Genomic DNA, 16,684 nt, shown 5'->3' on the forward strand with positions numbered 1-16,684 from the left:
CTGGTGCTCGGGGCGGAAGCCCTGTGTCAGCCGACCAGCGCCTGCACGAAGACGTGCGGCGTGAAACCGGTCAGATCGTCGATGCCCTCGCCCTGGCCGAGGAGCTTCACCGGGATGCCCGTGCGCTCCTGCACCGCGAGCACGAAGCCGCCCTTGGCCGAGCCGTCGAGCTTGGTGAGCACGAGACCTGTGACGCCGGCGTGCTGCAGGAAGGTCTCCGCCTGCATGACGCCGTTCTGCCCCGTCGTCGCATCGAGGACCAGGAGCACCTCGCTGATGGGAGCCTGCTTCTCCACGACACGGCGGATCTTGCCCAGTTCGTCCATGAGTCCGCCCTTGGTGTGCAGGCGTCCCGCCGTGTCGATGATCGCGATCTCCATACCCTCGCGCTTCGCGTACTCGACGGTCTGGAAAGCGACGGAAGCCGGGTCCTGACCTTCCTGCTGCGGGCGGACGATCGCCGCTCCCCCGCGCTGGGCCCAGGTGGCGAGCTGGTCGACGGCGGCGGCACGGAAGGTGTCGGCGGCGCCGACGACCACGCTCCGCTGGTACCCGCGGAGGAACTTCGTGAACTTCCCGATCGTGGTCGTCTTGCCCACGCCGTTCACCCCGACGACGAGGACCACGGCCGGGCGCTCGGTGAGCTTGAGCGTGGTGTCGAACTTCGCGAAGTGCTCCTCCAGGGTCTCCCGCAGCATGCGCTGGAGGTCCTTGGGGTCGGTGGTGCGGTACTTCGCGACCTTGTCGCGCAGCTCTTCGACGATGCGCTCGCTGATGTCGGGGCCGAAGTCCGCCGTGATCAGCGCCGTCTCCAGGTCTTCCCACGTCGTCTCGTCGATGGTGGGCTTCACGAACATGCCGCGCAGCGCGCGACCGAGAGACCAGGACTTCTCTGCCATGCGTCCAGCCTACGGGTAGCATCCAGGGATGCACCGCGCGCCGCTCCCGCACCGGGTGTTCCTCCATGGCGCCGGGAGGCGCGGCACCGCCGCATGGCCCTCGCAGGGTCCGGAGTCGGGGACCTTCCTCAGCTTCCCGCCGGAGTCGTCCGTCGAAGCGCAGGCGGGCGCTCTCGTCGAGGAAGAACGTGACCGGACGCCGCTCCTGTTCGCCCACTCCATCGGCGCGGTGACCGCCGTCCGCGCCCTCGCCGACGGTCTGCGGGTGTCGGGCCTCGTCCTCGTCGAGCCCGCCCTGTACGACATCGCTCGCGGTGACGCACCGATCGAGCGGCATATCGCCGTGGTCACAGAGGCGCGATCACGCGCGGCCGAGGACGACCTCTACGGCTTCTGGTCGATCCTGCGCCCGCTCATGTTCGGCGGCCCGCTGGACGGCGAGTCCTGGCCGGACGAACGCGCGGTCGCGGAGCACTGGGCAACCGCGAATCTCCCTTGGGGACACGGCATCCGGGAGCATTCTCTCGCCGGGGTGCCGACCCTCGTGGTCACCGGCGGCTGGAACGAGGAGTACGAGCTCATCGCCCGACGGCTCGTCGATATCGGGGCCGAGCACATCGTCCTCTCCGGTTTCGCTCACCGCCCCCAGGACCACCCCGGGTTCCCCGCCGCCGTGACCGCATTCGAACAGTCCCTCACGATGTGACCCGCCCCGGGTCCGTCCGAGCACAGCTTCGGAGACCGCGGGCGACACGCGGGATCCGACCGTCGACACGCCAGGTGCGGGCCACGATCTCCGCAGCTGTGCCTGGGGCGAGTCAAACGGCGGCGGCGGCGCGGTCGCCGACGCGCTGACCGACCACCGCGGAGACGCCGTCCTGGCGCATCGACACACCGTAGAGGGCGTCGGCGATCTCCATAGTCCTCTTCTGATGCGTGATGACGAGGAGCTGGGAGCTCTCGCGCAGCTGCTCGAACACCGTGAGGAGCCGGCCGAGGTTCGCGTCGTCCAGGGCGGCCTCGACCTCGTCGAGGATGTAGAACGGGCTGGGGCGCGCCTTGAAGATCGCCACCAGGAGCGCCACCGCGGCCAATGACCGCTCGCCGCCGGACAGCAGCGACAGTCGCTCGATCTTCTTCCCGACGGGACGGACCGAGACCTCGATCCCCGTCGTCAGCATGTTCTCCGGATCGGTCAGCGAGATGCTGCCCGTGCCGCCGGGGAACAGCAGCGGGAAGACCTGACCGAACGCCTCCTTGGTGTCCTCGAACGCGCTGGCGAAGATCGTCTGCATGCGCTCGTCGAGGTCGGCGATGATCGTCAAGAGGTCCTGCCGGGTCTGCGTCAGGTCCGCGAGCTGCGTGGTGAGGAACGCGTGGCGCTGTTCCAGGGCGGCGAACTCCTCCAGCGCGAGCGGGTTGACCCGCCCGAGTTGGGCGAGTTTCCGCTCCGCGTCCGCGAGGCGCCGCTGCTGGATGCGCCGGTCGAACGGGATCGCGGTGTCGTCGAGCAGTTCGCCGTCGGCCGGCTCCGTCCCGGGATCCCGCGGCACGAGCTGATCAGGACCGTACTCGGCGACGAGCACGTCCTCGTCCAGCGAGAGCTCCGAGGACACGCGCTCCAAGAGGCTGTTCAGGTGGAGCTTCTTCTCGTGGATCTGCAGCTCCAGGCCGTGCACGCTCTCCGTGAGCCCGGCCAGACGCTCCCGCAGCGACGACTCCTGGGCGCGCAGGGCGACCAGTTCCTCGTTCTGCGCCGACCGAGCGGCTTCCGCCTCCGCCAGGGCGACGCGGGCCTCGGTGACCGAGCGGTCGAGGGAGTCGAGGATGCGCGGCAGCTCGTCCACGACTCCGGACGCCGCCTCGCGCTGCGCCCGGCGGATGACAGCGCGGCGGGCGGCCTCCGCCGCGGCGTCCCGCTCCTGCTCGCGCTGCCGTTCCAGCGCGGTCACCCGCGACTGCGCCGCCCGGACCCGCTCGCGCAGGGTCTCGACCTCCAGGCGGGCGCGGACCTCGCCCTCGCGGGCGCGCTCCAGCGCCTCGAGCAGTCCATCCCGCGCAGACGCGTCGAGCACCGGACGCGGCGCCGCGACGGCAGCGTCGAGCTCCGCCTTCGCGGTCTCCGCCTTCGCCTCCGCGTCCGCCACGGCGGCCTGCGCCTGGGCGAGACCGGTCTCGAGGCGGTCGCATTCGGCGACAGCGGCCTCATGGCGCACGGTCACCTTGTTGACCTGCTCCGCGTGCGTCGCGAGGGCGGCGTCGTGCTCGCGGAGGGCGCGCAGCGCGTCCTTCGCCTGCCGCCGCGTCTCCTCCACGGCCTCGTCGGCGTCGAGGCGCGCCTCGCGCAGGGAGTCGACGACGATCTGGATCTCGGTGAGCCGCTCGGTCGCGGCATCGCGCTCGGCCGCGAGTTCGAGGCGAGAGCGCTCCCCTCCGGAGCCGGTCCGCAGCGTCTGGGCGGTGATGACGTCGCCCCCGGTCGTCACGATCGTGGTCGCGGTGTCACCCGCCGCGTCCAGAGCGCGCCGTGCGGCCCGCGCCGCATCGAGGTCGTCGGCGATGAGCACATGGGCCAGGATCCCGAGAACGCCGTCCGGCGCGGTCACCGTCTCGGTCGCGGCGATCACGCCGTCGACGGCCGGATGCGGCGCCCGCTCCCTCGGGGCCTCGGCGACCACGAAGTCGACCACCCCACGGCGGCGCTCCGCGGCCTCCGCCGCCAGGAGGAACGCGTCCTCTGCGGAACCGACCAGCACACCCTCGGCCAGGGGACCGAGCACCGCCGCGATCGCGGCTTCGTATCCCGCCCGCACCTGCACGGCATCGCCGACGAGACCGCGGATTCCGGGGCCGCCCTCCGCGACGATCTCGGCGGCACCTCCCGACAGCGACAGCGCACTGCTCAACGCGGCGGCCTTCGCCGTGAGGGCGTCGACCTCACGCTCCGCGGCGTGCAGGCGCTCGCGAAGGCTCTCCCGTTCCGCCTCCGCCGCCGTCGCCGCACGCTGGGCGCTCTCGTAGGCGGCGGCATACTCGACGGCCGTGCCCTCGGGAGCTTCCGCGTCGTCGATCGCCTCCAGGGCCTCTTCGGCCTCACGCCGCCGGGCGTGCGCTGCTTCGAGGGCGTTCTCCTGACGGAGCACCGCACCGCGGACGGCGGCCAGTGCGGACGCGGCCGCATCGGCGTTCCCGCGGAGCGAGGAGAGCCGCATGTCGTACTCGGAGACGAGCGCGCTCTGCTCCGCGATGTCGACGTCGAGAGTGTCCAGCTCGGCACGGGCGTTCACGACCTCGCGGCTGGCGGCGGCCGCGGCGTCCTGGGCGTCGCCGAGGCCGGAGGAGATCGTCTCGATGTCCTCCTTCGCCTCGTCGATGGTCGCCTGCGTGACGGTCACCGCGGTCACGGCCGCGTCGTCCTCCTCGGACCCGAGGAGCGCGAGGCGCTGGTTGGCGAGCGTGTACAGCCCGCGCATCCGCTCCTGCACCTGTTCGAGTCCGAACGCGACGCTGCGTGCCTCGTCGACCGCGATCGAGTTCTGGTTCTTCTCCAGCCGAGCGATCCCGGCGCGCACCGTCTCGGCCTGGTCGGACAGCACGAGACGCTCGGTGTGCCGCTCCTGCTCGGTCCGGGTGTGATCCGCGAGGGCTGTGCGCAGCGCCACGACGTCGTCGGCGAACAGGCGGGCCTTGGCATCGCGCACGACGGCGGCGATGGTCTGCGCCTCGCGCGCGATCTCCGCCTGGCGCCCGAGAGGCTTGAGCTGTCGGCGGATCTCCCCGGCGAGGTCGCTCAGACGCGTGAGGTTGGCCTCCATCGCGTCGAGCTTGCGCAGCGTCTTCTCCTTGCGACGACGGTGCTTGAGGATGCCGGCCGCCTCCTCGATGAAGCCGCGTCGATCCTCCGGCGAGGCCTGGAGCACGGTGTCGAGCCGACCCTGACCCACGATGACGTGCATCTCCCTACCCAGGCCGGAGTCGCTGAGCAGCTCCTGCACATCGAGCAGACGGCAGCTCTCGCCGTTGATGGCGTACTCGCTGGAGCCGTTGCGGAAGAGCGTGCGGCTGATGGTGACCTCGGCGTATTCGATCGGCAGCGCGCCGTCGGCATTGTCGATCGTGAGCTGCACCTCGGCGCGCCCGAGGGGACCACGGGTCGAGGTGCCGGCGAAGATGACGTCTTCCATCTTCCCGCCGCGGAGCGTCTTCGCCCCCTGCTCCCCCATCACCCACGCGAGGGCGTCGACGACATTGGACTTTCCGGAGCCGTTCGGTCCGACGATGCACGTGACGCCGGGCTCGAACACGAAGGTCGTGGGCTGCGCGAACGACTTGAACCCCTTGAGCGTCAGGCTCTTCAGGTGCATGGGGCGACCGCTCGTCCGGGGAGATTCACGCCGCTACGCTACCGGAATCCCGCGGAACGGCCGGTATCCCGCGCGGTCGTCGCGGACCCCGCCTCCACCGCGACACGCCGGTGCTACCACGAAATGCTTGACGATCTCCTGAGAGTTTCGCTACGGTGGCCTCCGGATCGCCACATGAAAGGAGGTTACCGATGATGATCACTCAGCACACCGCAGAGGTCTTTGGCCTCGCCGCGCCCGCGCACTTTGCGCCGCGCCTCGCGGCATCGGTGACCGCCGGCGTCCGTCACGGCTCGCTCGGCTAGAACCGCAGCCTGGGAACGCAGGCCCGATCCGGGTCTTCTCCCGCCTGTTCTGTCGCGTCCCACCCTCTGATCCCCTCGGATCATGGATCCCCGCCGCCTCCGGCCTCCGCATTCCGCGGCTCCGCAGGCGCTGCTCTCGTCCGCACCCGCCGCGGCCGACGACTCGGTCCTGACGTGGTGCTTCCGCACCCATCCACCCCTTTCGAAGGAACCATCGTGAACATCACGCTGTCACGCAGCACCACCCATCCGCCCGATACCGAGGACCGCGAGGTCCTCCAGATCCCCCGCGACGACGAGCTCCGTGAGCTCGGCATCGCGGACCGCCTCTCGCTCCGGATCGGCCTCTGGCTGTTCCAGCGGGCGCAGCGGCCCCGCCGTCCGCGCCGGTCGTGGACCGTCGATCCCGGAGACCTGTTCCTCGTCGGAGAGCAGCGTCACCGTTCGGCCGCGGAATCCCACGCCCTCCTCATGTACGACATGCAGCGCGGAATGCGCTGACCGGGCGATGACGACCGCATCGACGCCGACCCGGCGTCCGTCCGTTTACCCGCGGACGGGCGCCGGGACACCCGGCACCTCCTCCTCCCTCCGACACGAAGGACCTGACATGACGACCGCCGCACTGACGATCACGCCGCTGATCGTCCCGGCCACCCTCGACGATGCGAACGCCGCGGACTTCCGCGCGTACGGCGCCCTGAACCGACAGATCTGCGACGAGCAGGTCGGTCTCCCCGACCTCGCGCCGGACGCCGCGCAGATGCTGCCCAACTGGCAGGACGACTCCGATGCGCTGGACCTCGGATTCGTCGCCAGGGAGGGGGACGACATCATCGGCATGGTGACGGTGTCCTTCCCGCAGGAGGAGGACGCGCGCGCCGCCGAGCTCGATCTCCTCGTCCCGGCCGCCCACGCCGGACGCGGTGTCGAGGACGCGCTGCTCGACCGCGCCGAGGCCGAGGCCAGGGCGCGCGGCCGGAGCGTCCTGCAGATCTGGACCCTGCACCGGCCCGAGGAGGCCGATCGCATGCTCCAGCCGCGGACCGGCTGGGGACGGATCCCGGCGACACCGCTGAGCGATGTCGCCGAGGCCCACGGCTTCACCCTGGAGCAGGTCGAGCGCAACAGCGAACTCGATCTGCGCGCCGATCCGGAGCCCCTGCGCCGCGCGTTGGATGCGGCCCTCGCGGCCGCGGGGCCGGACTACCGCGTGGTCGAGTGGGAGCTGCCCACCCCGCCGGAGCTCCGCGACGGGTATGCCGCTGTCCTCGCCCGGCTGTCGACCGATGCGCCCAGTGGCGATATGGATTTCGTCGCCGAGGTGTACGACGCGGAGCGGGTGATCCGCCGGGATGCGCGTCTCACGGGCGCTGGTCAGACCGTCTCCGTGGTGGCGGTGGAGCACGTCCCCACCGGCACGCTCGTCGCGTACAACGAGCTGCTGATCGGCGCGGAGAAGTCCGGGACCACCCACCAGTTCGGGACGCTGGTCGCGAAGGATCACCGCGGTCACCGCCTCGGCACGATCGTCAAATGCGCCAACCTCCTGCGCTGGCGGGAGCTCGTCCCCGGGTCGACCGTGGTCTCCACCTTCAATGCGGAGGAGAACCGGCCGATGCTCGACATCAACGAGGCGATCGGCTTCGTGGCCGTGTCGTACGCAGGGGCGTGGCAGAAGAAGATCTGACGACGAGCGGTGGCCGTCATCCTCCCGGATGACGGCCACCGCTCAGCTTCATCCGCCGGGCCGACGACACCGGCACGGCCCCACGGCGAGGCTGGGAGCATGAACACTCCCGTGATCGAAGCCCACGCCCTCGTCAAGACCTACGGCGTCACCCACGCCCTCGCCGGTGTCGACCTCGCGGTGCACCGTGGCGAGTCCGTCGCCATCATGGGCGCGTCGGGCTCGGGGAAGACGACACTCCTGCATGTGCTGGCGGGAATCACCGCACCGGACAGCGGCCGCGTGGTCTTCCAGCCCTCGACGGGCACGGCCATCGACGTGACCGCGCTGGGTGAGGCGGCGCGCTCCCGGCTGCGTCGCGAGCGCTTCGGGTTCGTCTTCCAGCAGGGACTGCTGATCCCCGAGCTGACGGCGGTGGAGAACGTCGCCCTCGCCTCGATGATCAACGGCGTCGCCAAGAAGGATGCCCTCCCCCACGCGGCGTCGTGGCTCGCGGCGCTGGGTCTCGGCGGTATGGAGGAACGGCGCATCGGCGAGCTCTCCGGAGGACAGGCGCAGCGCGTGGCCATCGCCAGAGCCCAGGCGACGGGTGCGGACCTCGTCTTCGCCGACGAGCCGACCGGCGCTCTGGATTCGCACACCTCCGCCGAGGTCATGGACGCTCTCCTCTGGTCCACGACCGGGCAGGGCCGCACCCTCATCGTCGTCACACACGACGCCGACGTCGCCGCACGCTGCACGCGCACCGTCGCCGTCCGGGACGGCCGCATCCTCGGCTCGGCGGTGAACGCATGAATCTCTCCGTCCTCGGCCTGCTCCTGCGCCCGGCTCCCGGCCAGCGCAGCGTCCTCGCGCTGCCGATCGTCGCCTTCGCGGTGGTCACGACCCTGGTCCTCACCGTCGTCGGCGGGGCCCAGGCCTTCTGGACCTGGACCGACGACGAGGCTGTTCTCTATCAGGGCCTCGCCGCCATCGCTCTCGTCCTGCTTGTCGTGCCGCTGACCTCGCTCGGCGGCGCCGCCGCCCGGTTGTCCGCGCGGCGCCGCGACGAAAGGCTATCCACGCTGCGGCTGCTCGGGGTGACCCCGGGTGGTGTGACGACGGCCACGGTGGTCGAGTCGGTCCTCGTCGCCGCCGCCGGCGCCGTCATCGGTATCGGGGGTCACCTGGCCCTGAGTCCGCTCATCGGTCTGATACCGTTCCGCGGCGAGCCGCTCGGCCTGGCTGCCGTCGTTCTCTCCCCGGTGATGATCGCCGCCGTCGTGGGCGGCGTCCTGCTGCTCGCCGCGGGCAGCGCCGTCGTGGGGCTGCGTCGGGTCGTGATCTCGCCGCTCGGGGTCCGCACGCGCACGGCGCCGACGAACGTGCACTGGATCCGCGCCGTCATCGCGGTCGCGGGCATCGCCATCGCGTTCGCGCTCATCAAGGTGTTCCCGATGATCGGCGGGGTCGTGGCGACGATCGCCGTGCTCGCTGCGATGTTCGCCCTCGCGCTGAGCGTCCTCAATCTGCTCGGTCCGTGGGTGCTGAAGGTCTCGGCGGGGCGCCAGCTCCGGCGGGCGGAGCGCCCGGAGCGGTTGCTCGCGGCCCGCCTCGTTCTCGACTCCCCGAAGGCGGCCTGGCGTCAGGTCGGCGGCATCGCGATGGCGAGCTTCATGGCCGTCTTCGCGGGCACCGGCGTCGCGCTCCTCGACACGATCGGGGCGAGCGACGATCCGTCCAGCATTGCGCTCGCGGAGGACATCCGCACCGGGCTCATCATCACCCTCATCGGGTCGTTCCTCATGGTGGCCGCCTCCGTCGGCGTGAATCAGGCCTCGGACGTGCTCGACAAGAGCGACCTGCACGAAAGCCTGCACCATCTGGGCATGCCCGTCGAGACCGTGGACCGCGCGCGCCGTCGCGCGATCATGTCGCCACTGCTGGTCACGGCGGTCGGATCCGCGCTGTGCGCTGCCGTGCTCGTGTTCCCGCTGGTGGGCATCGCGCTGATCGTCGCGCCCCTCTCGCTGATGACGATCGCGACCGTCGTCGCCGTCGGCATCGGTGTCGTGTGGGCGAGCACCTGGGCGACCCGCCCGCTGCTGGATCGGGCTTTCGCTCCGGCGTGAGACGGTGGCGGGCCGGGTCCGTCCGGCCCGCCACGCGCGACTCGGCCCCGGTCAGCGCCTCCGTTGGCAGCGCGGGCAGAAGTGCGAAGAGCGGTTCATGAAAGCGGCACGGGTGATCGGCGTGCCGCAGCGCGGGCAGGGCTTCCCTCCGCGCCCGTAGGCGTTCAGGGAGTGCGCGAAGTAACCGGCCTGCCCGTTGACGTTGACGTACTGGGCGTCGAAGCTCGTGCCGCCCTCGGCGAGAGCCTTCTGCAGGACCGACCGCACTTCCGCGAGCAGGCGATTCACGGCTCGGGTCGGCAGAGCGTCGGCCGGTGTCTCCGGATGGATGCGGGCCGCCCACAGCGACTCGTCGGCGTAGATGTTGCCGATGCCGCTCACCACGCCCTGGTCCAGCAGCACCCGCTTGATCGCGCTGTGCCGCCGGGCGAGAGCGGCCCGGAAGACCCGGTCGTCGAAGAACGGGTCGAGCGGGTCGCGAGCGATGTGCGCGACCTGTGTCGGGATGCGGGAGGGGCCGTCGGCGATGAGAGCGTCGACGGCGAGGGAGCCGAACGTCCGCTGATCCGCGAACACGATCGCGAGCTCGCCGTGTCGGGGATGCTCGATCCCGAGGCGGACACGCTCGTGGCGCTCGGTCGGCGCGTCCGGCGCGCGGAGCAGCATCTGGCCGCTCATGCCCAGATGCGCGATCAGAGCGGAGTCGCCATCGTCCACGGGGAGCCAGAGGAACTTGCCCCTCCGCGCGGCCGCGGTGAAGCGGCGACCCTCCAGACGCTGGACGAAGTCCGCAGCTCCGGCGGTATGCCGGGTGAGGGCGCGTTCGTCGAAGACGCTGACGCCTGTGATGACCGCGTCGACCGCGGCAGGGGCGAGGCCGGAGCGGACGACCTCGACCTCGGGGAGCTCAGGCACGCTCGCTGAGCGTACGCCAGGCGCTGAGGGCCGCGGCCATCTCCGCCGTCTTCTTGCTGCTGCCGGCGCCCGTCATCCGCACGTCGCCGACGGCGACGGTCGCCGTGAAGCGCCGGTCGTGGTCGGGGCCGCTGGCCTCGACCGAGTAATGCGGAGGCGTGGCGCCGAGGCGGGCCGCGAGCTCCTGCAGGCTCGTCTTCGGGTCCATCGCCGCGCCGTACCGCGCGGGGTCGGCGAGCAGCGGCTCGGTCAGACGCAGGACGAGCGCCGTCGCGGCCTCGGGCCCGGCGGACAGATAGGTGGCGCCGATGACGGCCTCCATGGTGTCCGCGAGGATCGAGTCCTTGTCGCGCCCACCGGTCTGCTCCTCACCGCGCCCGAGCAGCAGGTGGCTGCCGAGATCGATGCCGCGAGCGACCTCCGCCAGCGCGACCGTCGACACGACGCTCGCCCGGCGCTTCGCCAGCTCCCCCTCGTCGAGCTCGGGGTGCCGCGTGAACAGCATGACGGTCACGGCCTGACCCAGCACCGAGTCGCCGAGGAACTCGAGACGCTCGTTGTGCGGGATGCCGCCGTGCTCGTACGCGTAGGAGCGGTGGGTGAGGGCCAACTCCAGAAGCTCCGCGTCGATCTCGACGCGGAGCTTATCTGGGAGAGGCCTCGTCCCCCCGGGGACCTCCGTCACGGTTCGCGACTCAGACGTCGGCGACCTTGCGGCCCTTGTACTCGAGGAAGAGCTCGGTGCCCTGCGAGTCGGTGACGACCTTCGCCTGGTGCGGACGGCTGTAGACGACCTTGCCGTTCTCGATGGTCTTGACGAGCGCGGGGGCCTCGGCCTTCCACTGCGCACGGCGCGAGCGGGTGTTCGAACGGGAGACCTTGCGCTTCGGGGGGTTACCAGCCATGACTAGCTCTCTTCTTTCTCGGCGGCACCGCGTTCTGCCGTGCCGTCCTGGTCTGTGATCTGCTGGAGCGCGCTCCACCGAGGATCGATGGGAGCGGCCTGCTCCGTTCCGGTGCTCTCGGTCAGCCTCTCGCCTGTGACCGGGTCGAGCCCGAGGCAATCCGGCTGACACACCGGCTGAAAAGGAAGGGCCAGTACGGCCGCATCCCTGACGAGAGTTTCAAGATCCACGTGGTCGTCTTGAACCTCGAAGTCAGTTTCTTCCTCACCAGGATACGCGAAAAGCTCCTGGAACTCGACTTCGACGGGCCGAGCGATGTCGGTGAGGCATCGACCGCACACGCCGACGTACTCGCCCTCCGCCTCTCCGGTGACGAGGATGCCCTCGTGGACGGACTCCAGCCGCACGTCGAGATCGAGTTCCGAGCCCGCCTCGAACGAGACGATGCCCTCCCCCCACTGCTCCGTCAGGGGCACCGAGAAGGAGTGCTCGCGCATCTCCCCCGGGCGCCGGACGATGTCACGGACGGGGAGGACGAAAGGGCTGTTGAGTCGGGAACGCACCCCGCCATGCTACCCGGGTCACCGGTGAGGAGGGCCGGGAGACCGCCGGGAACGGGACCGTGGTCGCGGATCAGATACCGCGCGCGCCGGTGTCGAGGAACGAGGCGACAGCCGGCGGGACGAACGGCGAGACGTCGCCCCCGAGACCGGCGACCTGACGCACCAGCGAGCTCGAGACCATCGCATGCGCGGGGTCGGGCAGCAGGAAGACGGTCTCGATGTCGGCGAGGTGCCGGTTGACGATCGCCATGGGCGACTCGTACGCCACGTCGACCTGCGAGCGGATGCCCTTCACGAGCACACCGGCGTTCACGTCGCGCGCATAGTCGACGAGGAGTCCCATGCTCCAGGAGCCGATGACGATGTTGCCCGCCATGCCGTCCTCGGCGATCGAACGCTCCAGGAGGGAGAGCCGCTGCGCGATCGGCAGCATCGCCTCCTTGCCCGGGTTGTGCACCACGAGCACATGCAGCTCGTCGTAGAGGGCGGCCGCGCGCCGGATCACGTCGAGGTGACCCAGGGTCGGCGGATCGAAGGAACCCGGGACGACGGCGATCCGGCTGCTCATGGAATCCAGCCTAGGGCACCCGGAACGGCGATCAGTTCTTCGCCAGCGCCGCGCGATCCTCGTCGGTGACGCGCCGCCCGATGGCCTCCCGGAGCCCGGGGTGAGCGGCCAGCTCGGGGTCGGCGGCGAGGATGTCCTCCGCGAGCTCGCGGGCCCGGGTGATGAGAACGGCGTCCTTCACCACACGCAGCAGCTTGAGGGACGACCGCACCCCGGCCTGTGCCGCGCCGAGCACGTCGCCTTCGCCGCGGAGTTCGAGGTCGACCTCGGCCAGCGCGAACCCGTCGAGGGTGGCGGCGACCGCATCGACGCGTTCGCGGGCCACCGATCCGGCCTCGGCCTCGGTCACGAGCAGGCAGAGACCCGGGACGCCCCCTCGTCCCACCCGACCGCGGAGCTGGTGCAGCTGGGACACTCCGAAACGGTCGGCGTCCAGCACGATCATCGTCGACGCGTTGGGGACGTCCACGCCCACCTCGATCACGGTCGTCGCGAGCAGGAGGTCGATCTCCCCGCGGGCGAAGGCCTGCATGACGGCGTCCTTCTCCTCCGAGGGCATCTTCCCGTGGAGCACCGCACGTCGCAGACCGCCGAGGGTCGGATGCGTGGCCAGCGCCTCGTCGAGCTGAACGACGCCCCACCGAGGGCCTTTGCCGCCCTCCGGGGCGAGCAGCGCCTGCTCCCCCGCCTCGGCCGTCTTCGCCGCGGTGTCGATGGCCGCGCAGACCGCGAACACCTGCCGGCCCTGCGCGATCTCCTCCGCCGCCCGCTCCCACACCCGGTTGAACCAGCCCGGGTGCTCGGCCAACGGCGCCACGTACGACTCGATGCCGGCGCGCCCCGCCGGCATCGTGCGGATGACCGAGGTGTCGAGGTCGCCGAAGACCGTCATCGCGACCGTCCGCGGGATCGGGGTCGCGGTGAGGACGAGCGCGTGCGGGCTGGACCCCTTCGCCCGCAGCGCCTCCCGCTGCTCGACTCCGAAGCGGTGCTGCTCGTCGACCACGACGAGACCGAGATCGGCGAACGTGGTCTTCTCCCCGAGGAGCGCGTGGGTGCCGACCACGATCAGCGCCTGGCCGGAGGCGACGCGCAGCGCGGCCTTGCGGCGATCCGCCGCCGGCATCTGCCCGGTGAGCAGCGTCGGCATCAGCAGCGGGGCGAGCTGCGGGCCGAGCATCTTCGTGATCGAACGCAGATGCTGCGCCGCGAGGACTTCCGTCGGGGCGATCAGGGCCGCCTGTCCCCCGCTCTCGGCGACCTGCAGCATCGCCCGCAGCGCCACCAGCGTCTTCCCCGAACCGACCTCGCCCTGCACGAGCCGGTTCATCGGCCAGGAGCCGACGAGATCGTCTGCGATCTGGGCGCCGACGGTCTGCTGATCCGGCGTGAGCGTGTAGGGCAGGGCGGCGTCGAAGCGCTCCAGCAGCCCGCCGGGCGCCGCCGGCCGCGAGGTGGCGGCCAGGGCGCGCACCGCGTCGCGCTGCTGGAGGAGGGCCGTCTGGAGCGTGAGCGCCTCGTGCATGCGCAGCGTGCGCACCGCGGGATCGATGTCGTTGCGGGAGCGCGGGCGGTGGATCGCCTCCAGGGCCTCCCGCGCCGTCAGCAGCTCTTCGCGGGTGCGGATCTCCGGGGTCAGCGGGTCGGGGACCGACGACAGGTCGTCGAGGACGCGCCCGACGAGCCGGGCGATCTGCCACGTCTGGATCGCGGAGGTGGCCGGATAGATCGGGATGGGCACCGCCGCCCTCGCATCCGCCCGCCGGCGCGCCGCGTCCTCGTCATCGAACAGCTCGTACTCCGGGTGGGCGAACTGGGTCATGCCGTTGAACTCGCCGACCTTGCCGGAGAACACACCACGGCGCCCGACCGCCAAGTCCTTGGAGCGCCACTCCGCCGCGCCGACGTTCTTCGCGAAGAAAGTCAGCGACATGCGACCGACGCCGTCGCCGATGACGACGTCGACCATGGCCCCCGGTCGATTGCGCATCCGGCGGAAGCTCGACGAGAGCACTTCGGCGACGATCGTGACGGTCTCCCCGATCGGGAGGTCGCGGATGGGAGTGAGCTCCCCCGGGTCGGCGTACCGACGCGGGTAGTGCGCGAGCAGGTCGCCGACGGTCTTCATGCCGAAGGCGCGGTCGAGCGTCTTGGCCGACGCCGCACCCAGGGCCTCCTCGAGCGAGGATTCGAGCGTGAGCGACATGCTCCGAGTCTAGGGAACCGCACGGACACGACCGTCCGCGGCCTGTCGTATCGTGAACGGGTGACGAGGATCATCGCCGGAACGGCACGCGGTACCCGGCTCGACGTCCCCGGCGCCGGGACCAGGCCCACGAGCGACCGCGTGCGCGAATCCCTGTTCGGCGCCCTGGAGTCGCTCGACGCGATCGGGGACGCCCGCGTGCTCGACCTCTACGCGGGCTCGGGAGCGCTCGGGCTCGAGGCCCTGAGCCGCGGCGCCCGGAGCGCCGACCTCGTCGAGCGGGGCCGGCAGGCCGCCGCCGTCGTGCGGCGCAACGCCGCGGCCGTCGCGAAGGCCTCCGGTACCGCGACCGCACGGGTGCAGGAGGCGACGGTCCGAGCGTTCCTCGGCCGCGCGTCCGGGCCCTACGACCTCGTGTTCACGGATCCGCCGTACGACATCGACGATGAGGCGATGGACGGCGACCTCGCCGCCCTCGCTCCGCTGCTCAGCGACGATGCCGTGGTGGTCGTCGAACGCGCCCGCCGCTCCGCCGCCCCCGACTTCGCAGCCGCCGGGCTCCGGGTGTTCCGGGAGAAGACCTACGGCGACACGACCCTGTGGTGGGCGGAGCCCGGCCCGCAGGACACCGCGTCGGCGGACGTTCAGCCCGAGACGGAGTCCCAGTCCCGGTAGGGATCCCAGCCGCTGACGTCCACGGGACCGTCGTCGCAGAGCAGGTCCTCCTCGCCGCGCGGACGTACGACGCCGATCGCACGGAAGCCCGGCGGCAGCACGCCGTCGGGGAACGTCGCGAGCAGCGCATGGTCCTCGCCGCCCGCGAGCGCCCGCTGCGGACTCGCGCCGAGCGCGGCGCCGTCCAGCGCGAGGGTGACGCCGGAGGCCTCCGCGAGGCGCCGCGCGTCGAGGGCGAGGCCGTCCGAGACGTCCATCATCGCGGTCGCGCCGGCCGCGGCCGCGACGACGCCGAGGCCGATGGGCGGCGACGGCCGCAGCTGCGCGGCGACCGCAGCGCTCTCCCCGGGTGCGAGAGCCGCGGGATCGACCGGGACCGGCGTCTCGCCGTCTCGGAAGCGTCCGAACAGCACGGCCAGCCCGTGTGCGGCGTGACCCAGTTCTCCGGCGACGGCGACGACATCGCCCGGTCGTGCCCCCGCCCTGGTCACCGGGGGGCGGCCTTCGAGGTCGCCCAGAGCCGTCACAGCGACCGTGAGCACCTCGGACACCGTGAGGTCCCCGCCGACCACCGCGCACCCGGGGGCGAGCGCCGCGCAGGCCTCGCGGAAGCCGTCGGCCAGGCGCTCCACGAAGGACAGCCGGAGGTCGCGCGGCACCGCCAGGGCCACGAGCAGCGCGGTCGGGCGTGCGCCCATCGCGGCGATGTCGGCGAGGTTGACCGCCGCCGCCTTCCAGCCGAGGTCGTACCCGCTCGTCCAGGCGAGCCGGAAGTCGGGCCCGTGCACGAGCGTGTCCGTCGTCGCGACGACCGATGCGGAGGGGGCGGCGACCACGGCGGCATCGTCCCCGGGACCGAGGAGCGTGTGCGCGCCCGGTGCGGTGCGCTGGAGGATGGAGCGGAGGATGCGACCCTCCGAGAGATCTCCCAGGCGCGGATCGTCGGAGTCGGGTCGGGAGGGCATGTCGTCAAAGGTAGCCTGGATACATGCTTCGTTCCCGCCGCCTCGCTGCCGTCGCGGGGGCGATCGCCCTCGCCGCCGGACTCGCCGGATGCTCCACCACCGTGCACCTCGAGCCAGCCGCGGACGCGAATGACCCGGCCTGCGCGAACGTCTCCGTGCTCCTGCCGGACACCGTCGGCGGGTACGAGCGCGTGTGGACCGACGCGCAGGCCACGGGCGCCTGGGGAGACCCCACGGTCGTCCTGCGATGCGGCGTGGAGCCGCCCGCGCCGTCCGATCTCGTCTGCACCACCCTCGGCGGCGTCGATTGGCTCGTCCTGGAGCAGGAGGAGGAGCGCCAGCGCCTCGTCACCTACGGTCGCGAACCGGCCATCGAGGTGATCATCCGCCGCGGCGAGCAGGTCGACTTCCAGTCGATCGTCGACAGCCTGTCGTCGAACATCCAGTCGGGGCTGGCGCCGGCCACCGCGCAGTGCACGGACCGGGTGGAGTTCCCCGCGGGCTGAGCACGCGCGGGG

At 71.5% G+C, this 16,684-nt stretch carries 16 protein-coding genes; 7 read left to right on the forward strand and 9 right to left on the reverse strand.

Going from position 1 to position 16,684, the window contains the following annotated elements; translation table 11 throughout:
* Window positions 1-26: 26 nt before the first annotated feature.
* A complete protein-coding gene (ftsY, locus tag AB0300_RS08955; RefSeq protein WP_025103328.1) occupies window positions 27-899 on the reverse strand; it encodes a signal recognition particle-docking protein FtsY in 873 nt (290 codons plus the stop codon).
* A 28-nt stretch (window positions 900-927) separates the two neighbouring features.
* On the opposite strand from ftsY, the gene AB0300_RS08960 reads away from it, so the two are divergent.
* Window positions 928-1,605: an alpha/beta hydrolase gene (locus tag AB0300_RS08960; protein ID WP_366215872.1), complete on the forward strand. Its 678-nt coding sequence runs from the start codon at window positions 928-930 to the stop codon at window positions 1,603-1,605.
* Between the two features lie 112 nt (window positions 1,606-1,717).
* On the opposite strand, the gene smc is transcribed toward AB0300_RS08960, so the two are convergent.
* Complete coding sequence (smc, locus tag AB0300_RS08965) at window positions 1,718-5,263, reverse strand: chromosome segregation protein SMC (protein WP_366215873.1); 3,546 nt, start codon at window positions 5,261-5,263, stop codon at window positions 1,718-1,720.
* Window positions 5,264-5,784: 521 nt separating this feature from the next.
* Here smc and AB0300_RS08970 point away from each other — a divergent pair.
* The 4 genes from AB0300_RS08970 to AB0300_RS08985 all read left to right on the forward strand — a co-directional run bounded on the left by AB0300_RS08970 (window position 5,785) and on the right by AB0300_RS08985 (window position 9,369).
* Window positions 5,785-6,069: a hypothetical protein gene (locus AB0300_RS08970; RefSeq protein ID WP_025103325.1), complete on the forward strand. Its 285-nt coding sequence runs from the start codon at window positions 5,785-5,787 to the stop codon at window positions 6,067-6,069.
* Window positions 6,070-6,178: 109 nt separating this feature from the next.
* Window positions 6,179-7,258, forward strand: coding sequence for a GNAT family N-acetyltransferase (locus AB0300_RS08975; protein WP_249521956.1), 1,080 nt, complete (start codon window positions 6,179-6,181; stop codon window positions 7,256-7,258).
* A gap of 99 nt (window positions 7,259-7,357) precedes the next feature.
* On the forward strand, window positions 7,358-8,053 hold the full coding sequence (locus AB0300_RS08980; RefSeq protein WP_025103323.1) for an ABC transporter ATP-binding protein: 696 nt from the start codon (window positions 7,358-7,360) through the stop codon (window positions 8,051-8,053).
* Window positions 8,050-9,369, forward strand: a complete 1,320-nt coding sequence (locus AB0300_RS08985; RefSeq protein WP_025103322.1) for an FtsX-like permease family protein — start codon at window positions 8,050-8,052, stop codon at window positions 9,367-9,369. Before AB0300_RS08980 ends, AB0300_RS08985 begins: the two co-directional genes overlap by 4 nt.
* Window positions 9,370-9,420: 51 nt before the next feature.
* Here AB0300_RS08985 and mutM read toward each other — a convergent pair whose 3' ends face one another.
* From mutM to AB0300_RS09015, 6 genes are all read right to left on the reverse strand, one after another.
* Complete coding sequence (gene mutM, locus AB0300_RS08990) at window positions 9,421-10,284, reverse strand: bifunctional DNA-formamidopyrimidine glycosylase/DNA-(apurinic or apyrimidinic site) lyase (RefSeq protein WP_025103321.1); 864 nt, start codon at window positions 10,282-10,284, stop codon at window positions 9,421-9,423.
* Entirely contained in the window at window positions 10,277-10,969 is a 693-nt protein-coding gene (gene rnc, locus AB0300_RS08995) for a ribonuclease III (RefSeq protein WP_366215874.1), read from the reverse strand. Before rnc ends, mutM begins: the two co-directional genes overlap by 8 nt.
* Window positions 10,970-10,979: 10 nt before the next feature.
* Window positions 10,980-11,189: a 50S ribosomal protein L32 gene (gene rpmF / locus AB0300_RS09000; protein ID WP_013586329.1), complete on the reverse strand. Its 210-nt coding sequence runs from the start codon at window positions 11,187-11,189 to the stop codon at window positions 10,980-10,982.
* A gap of 2 nt (window positions 11,190-11,191) precedes the next feature.
* Entirely contained in the window at window positions 11,192-11,686 is a 495-nt protein-coding gene (locus AB0300_RS09005) for a DUF177 domain-containing protein (RefSeq protein WP_025103319.1), read from the reverse strand.
* 136 nt (window positions 11,687-11,822) lie between these two features.
* On the reverse strand, window positions 11,823-12,320 hold the full coding sequence (coaD, locus tag AB0300_RS09010) for a pantetheine-phosphate adenylyltransferase (protein WP_025103318.1): 498 nt from the start codon (window positions 12,318-12,320) through the stop codon (window positions 11,823-11,825).
* A gap of 31 nt (window positions 12,321-12,351) precedes the next feature.
* Window positions 12,352-14,526: an ATP-dependent DNA helicase RecG gene (locus AB0300_RS09015; protein ID WP_366215875.1), complete on the reverse strand. Its 2,175-nt coding sequence runs from the start codon at window positions 14,524-14,526 to the stop codon at window positions 12,352-12,354.
* A 60-nt stretch (window positions 14,527-14,586) separates the two neighbouring features.
* Between AB0300_RS09015 and rsmD the strand changes: the two genes are divergently transcribed.
* Entirely contained in the window at window positions 14,587-15,201 is a 615-nt protein-coding gene (gene rsmD / locus AB0300_RS09020) for a 16S rRNA (guanine(966)-N(2))-methyltransferase RsmD (RefSeq protein ID WP_366215876.1), read from the forward strand.
* On the opposite strand, the gene thiL is transcribed toward rsmD, so the two are convergent.
* Window positions 15,171-16,166 (reverse strand): thiamine-phosphate kinase, encoded by a 996-nt coding sequence (thiL, locus tag AB0300_RS09025; protein WP_366215877.1) that lies wholly within the window; start codon window positions 16,164-16,166, stop codon window positions 15,171-15,173. The genes rsmD and thiL overlap by 31 nt on opposite strands.
* A gap of 23 nt (window positions 16,167-16,189) precedes the next feature.
* Here thiL and AB0300_RS09030 point away from each other — a divergent pair, with 23 nt between their 5' ends.
* Window positions 16,190-16,672: a DUF3515 domain-containing protein gene (locus AB0300_RS09030; RefSeq protein WP_126892994.1), complete on the forward strand. Its 483-nt coding sequence runs from the start codon at window positions 16,190-16,192 to the stop codon at window positions 16,670-16,672.
* Window positions 16,673-16,684: the final 12 nt, after the last annotated feature.

Origin of the sequence: Microbacterium sp. NPDC078814 (genome assembly GCF_040702645.1) — a bacterium.
Classification (GTDB): domain Bacteria; phylum Actinomycetota; class Actinomycetes; order Actinomycetales; family Microbacteriaceae; genus Microbacterium.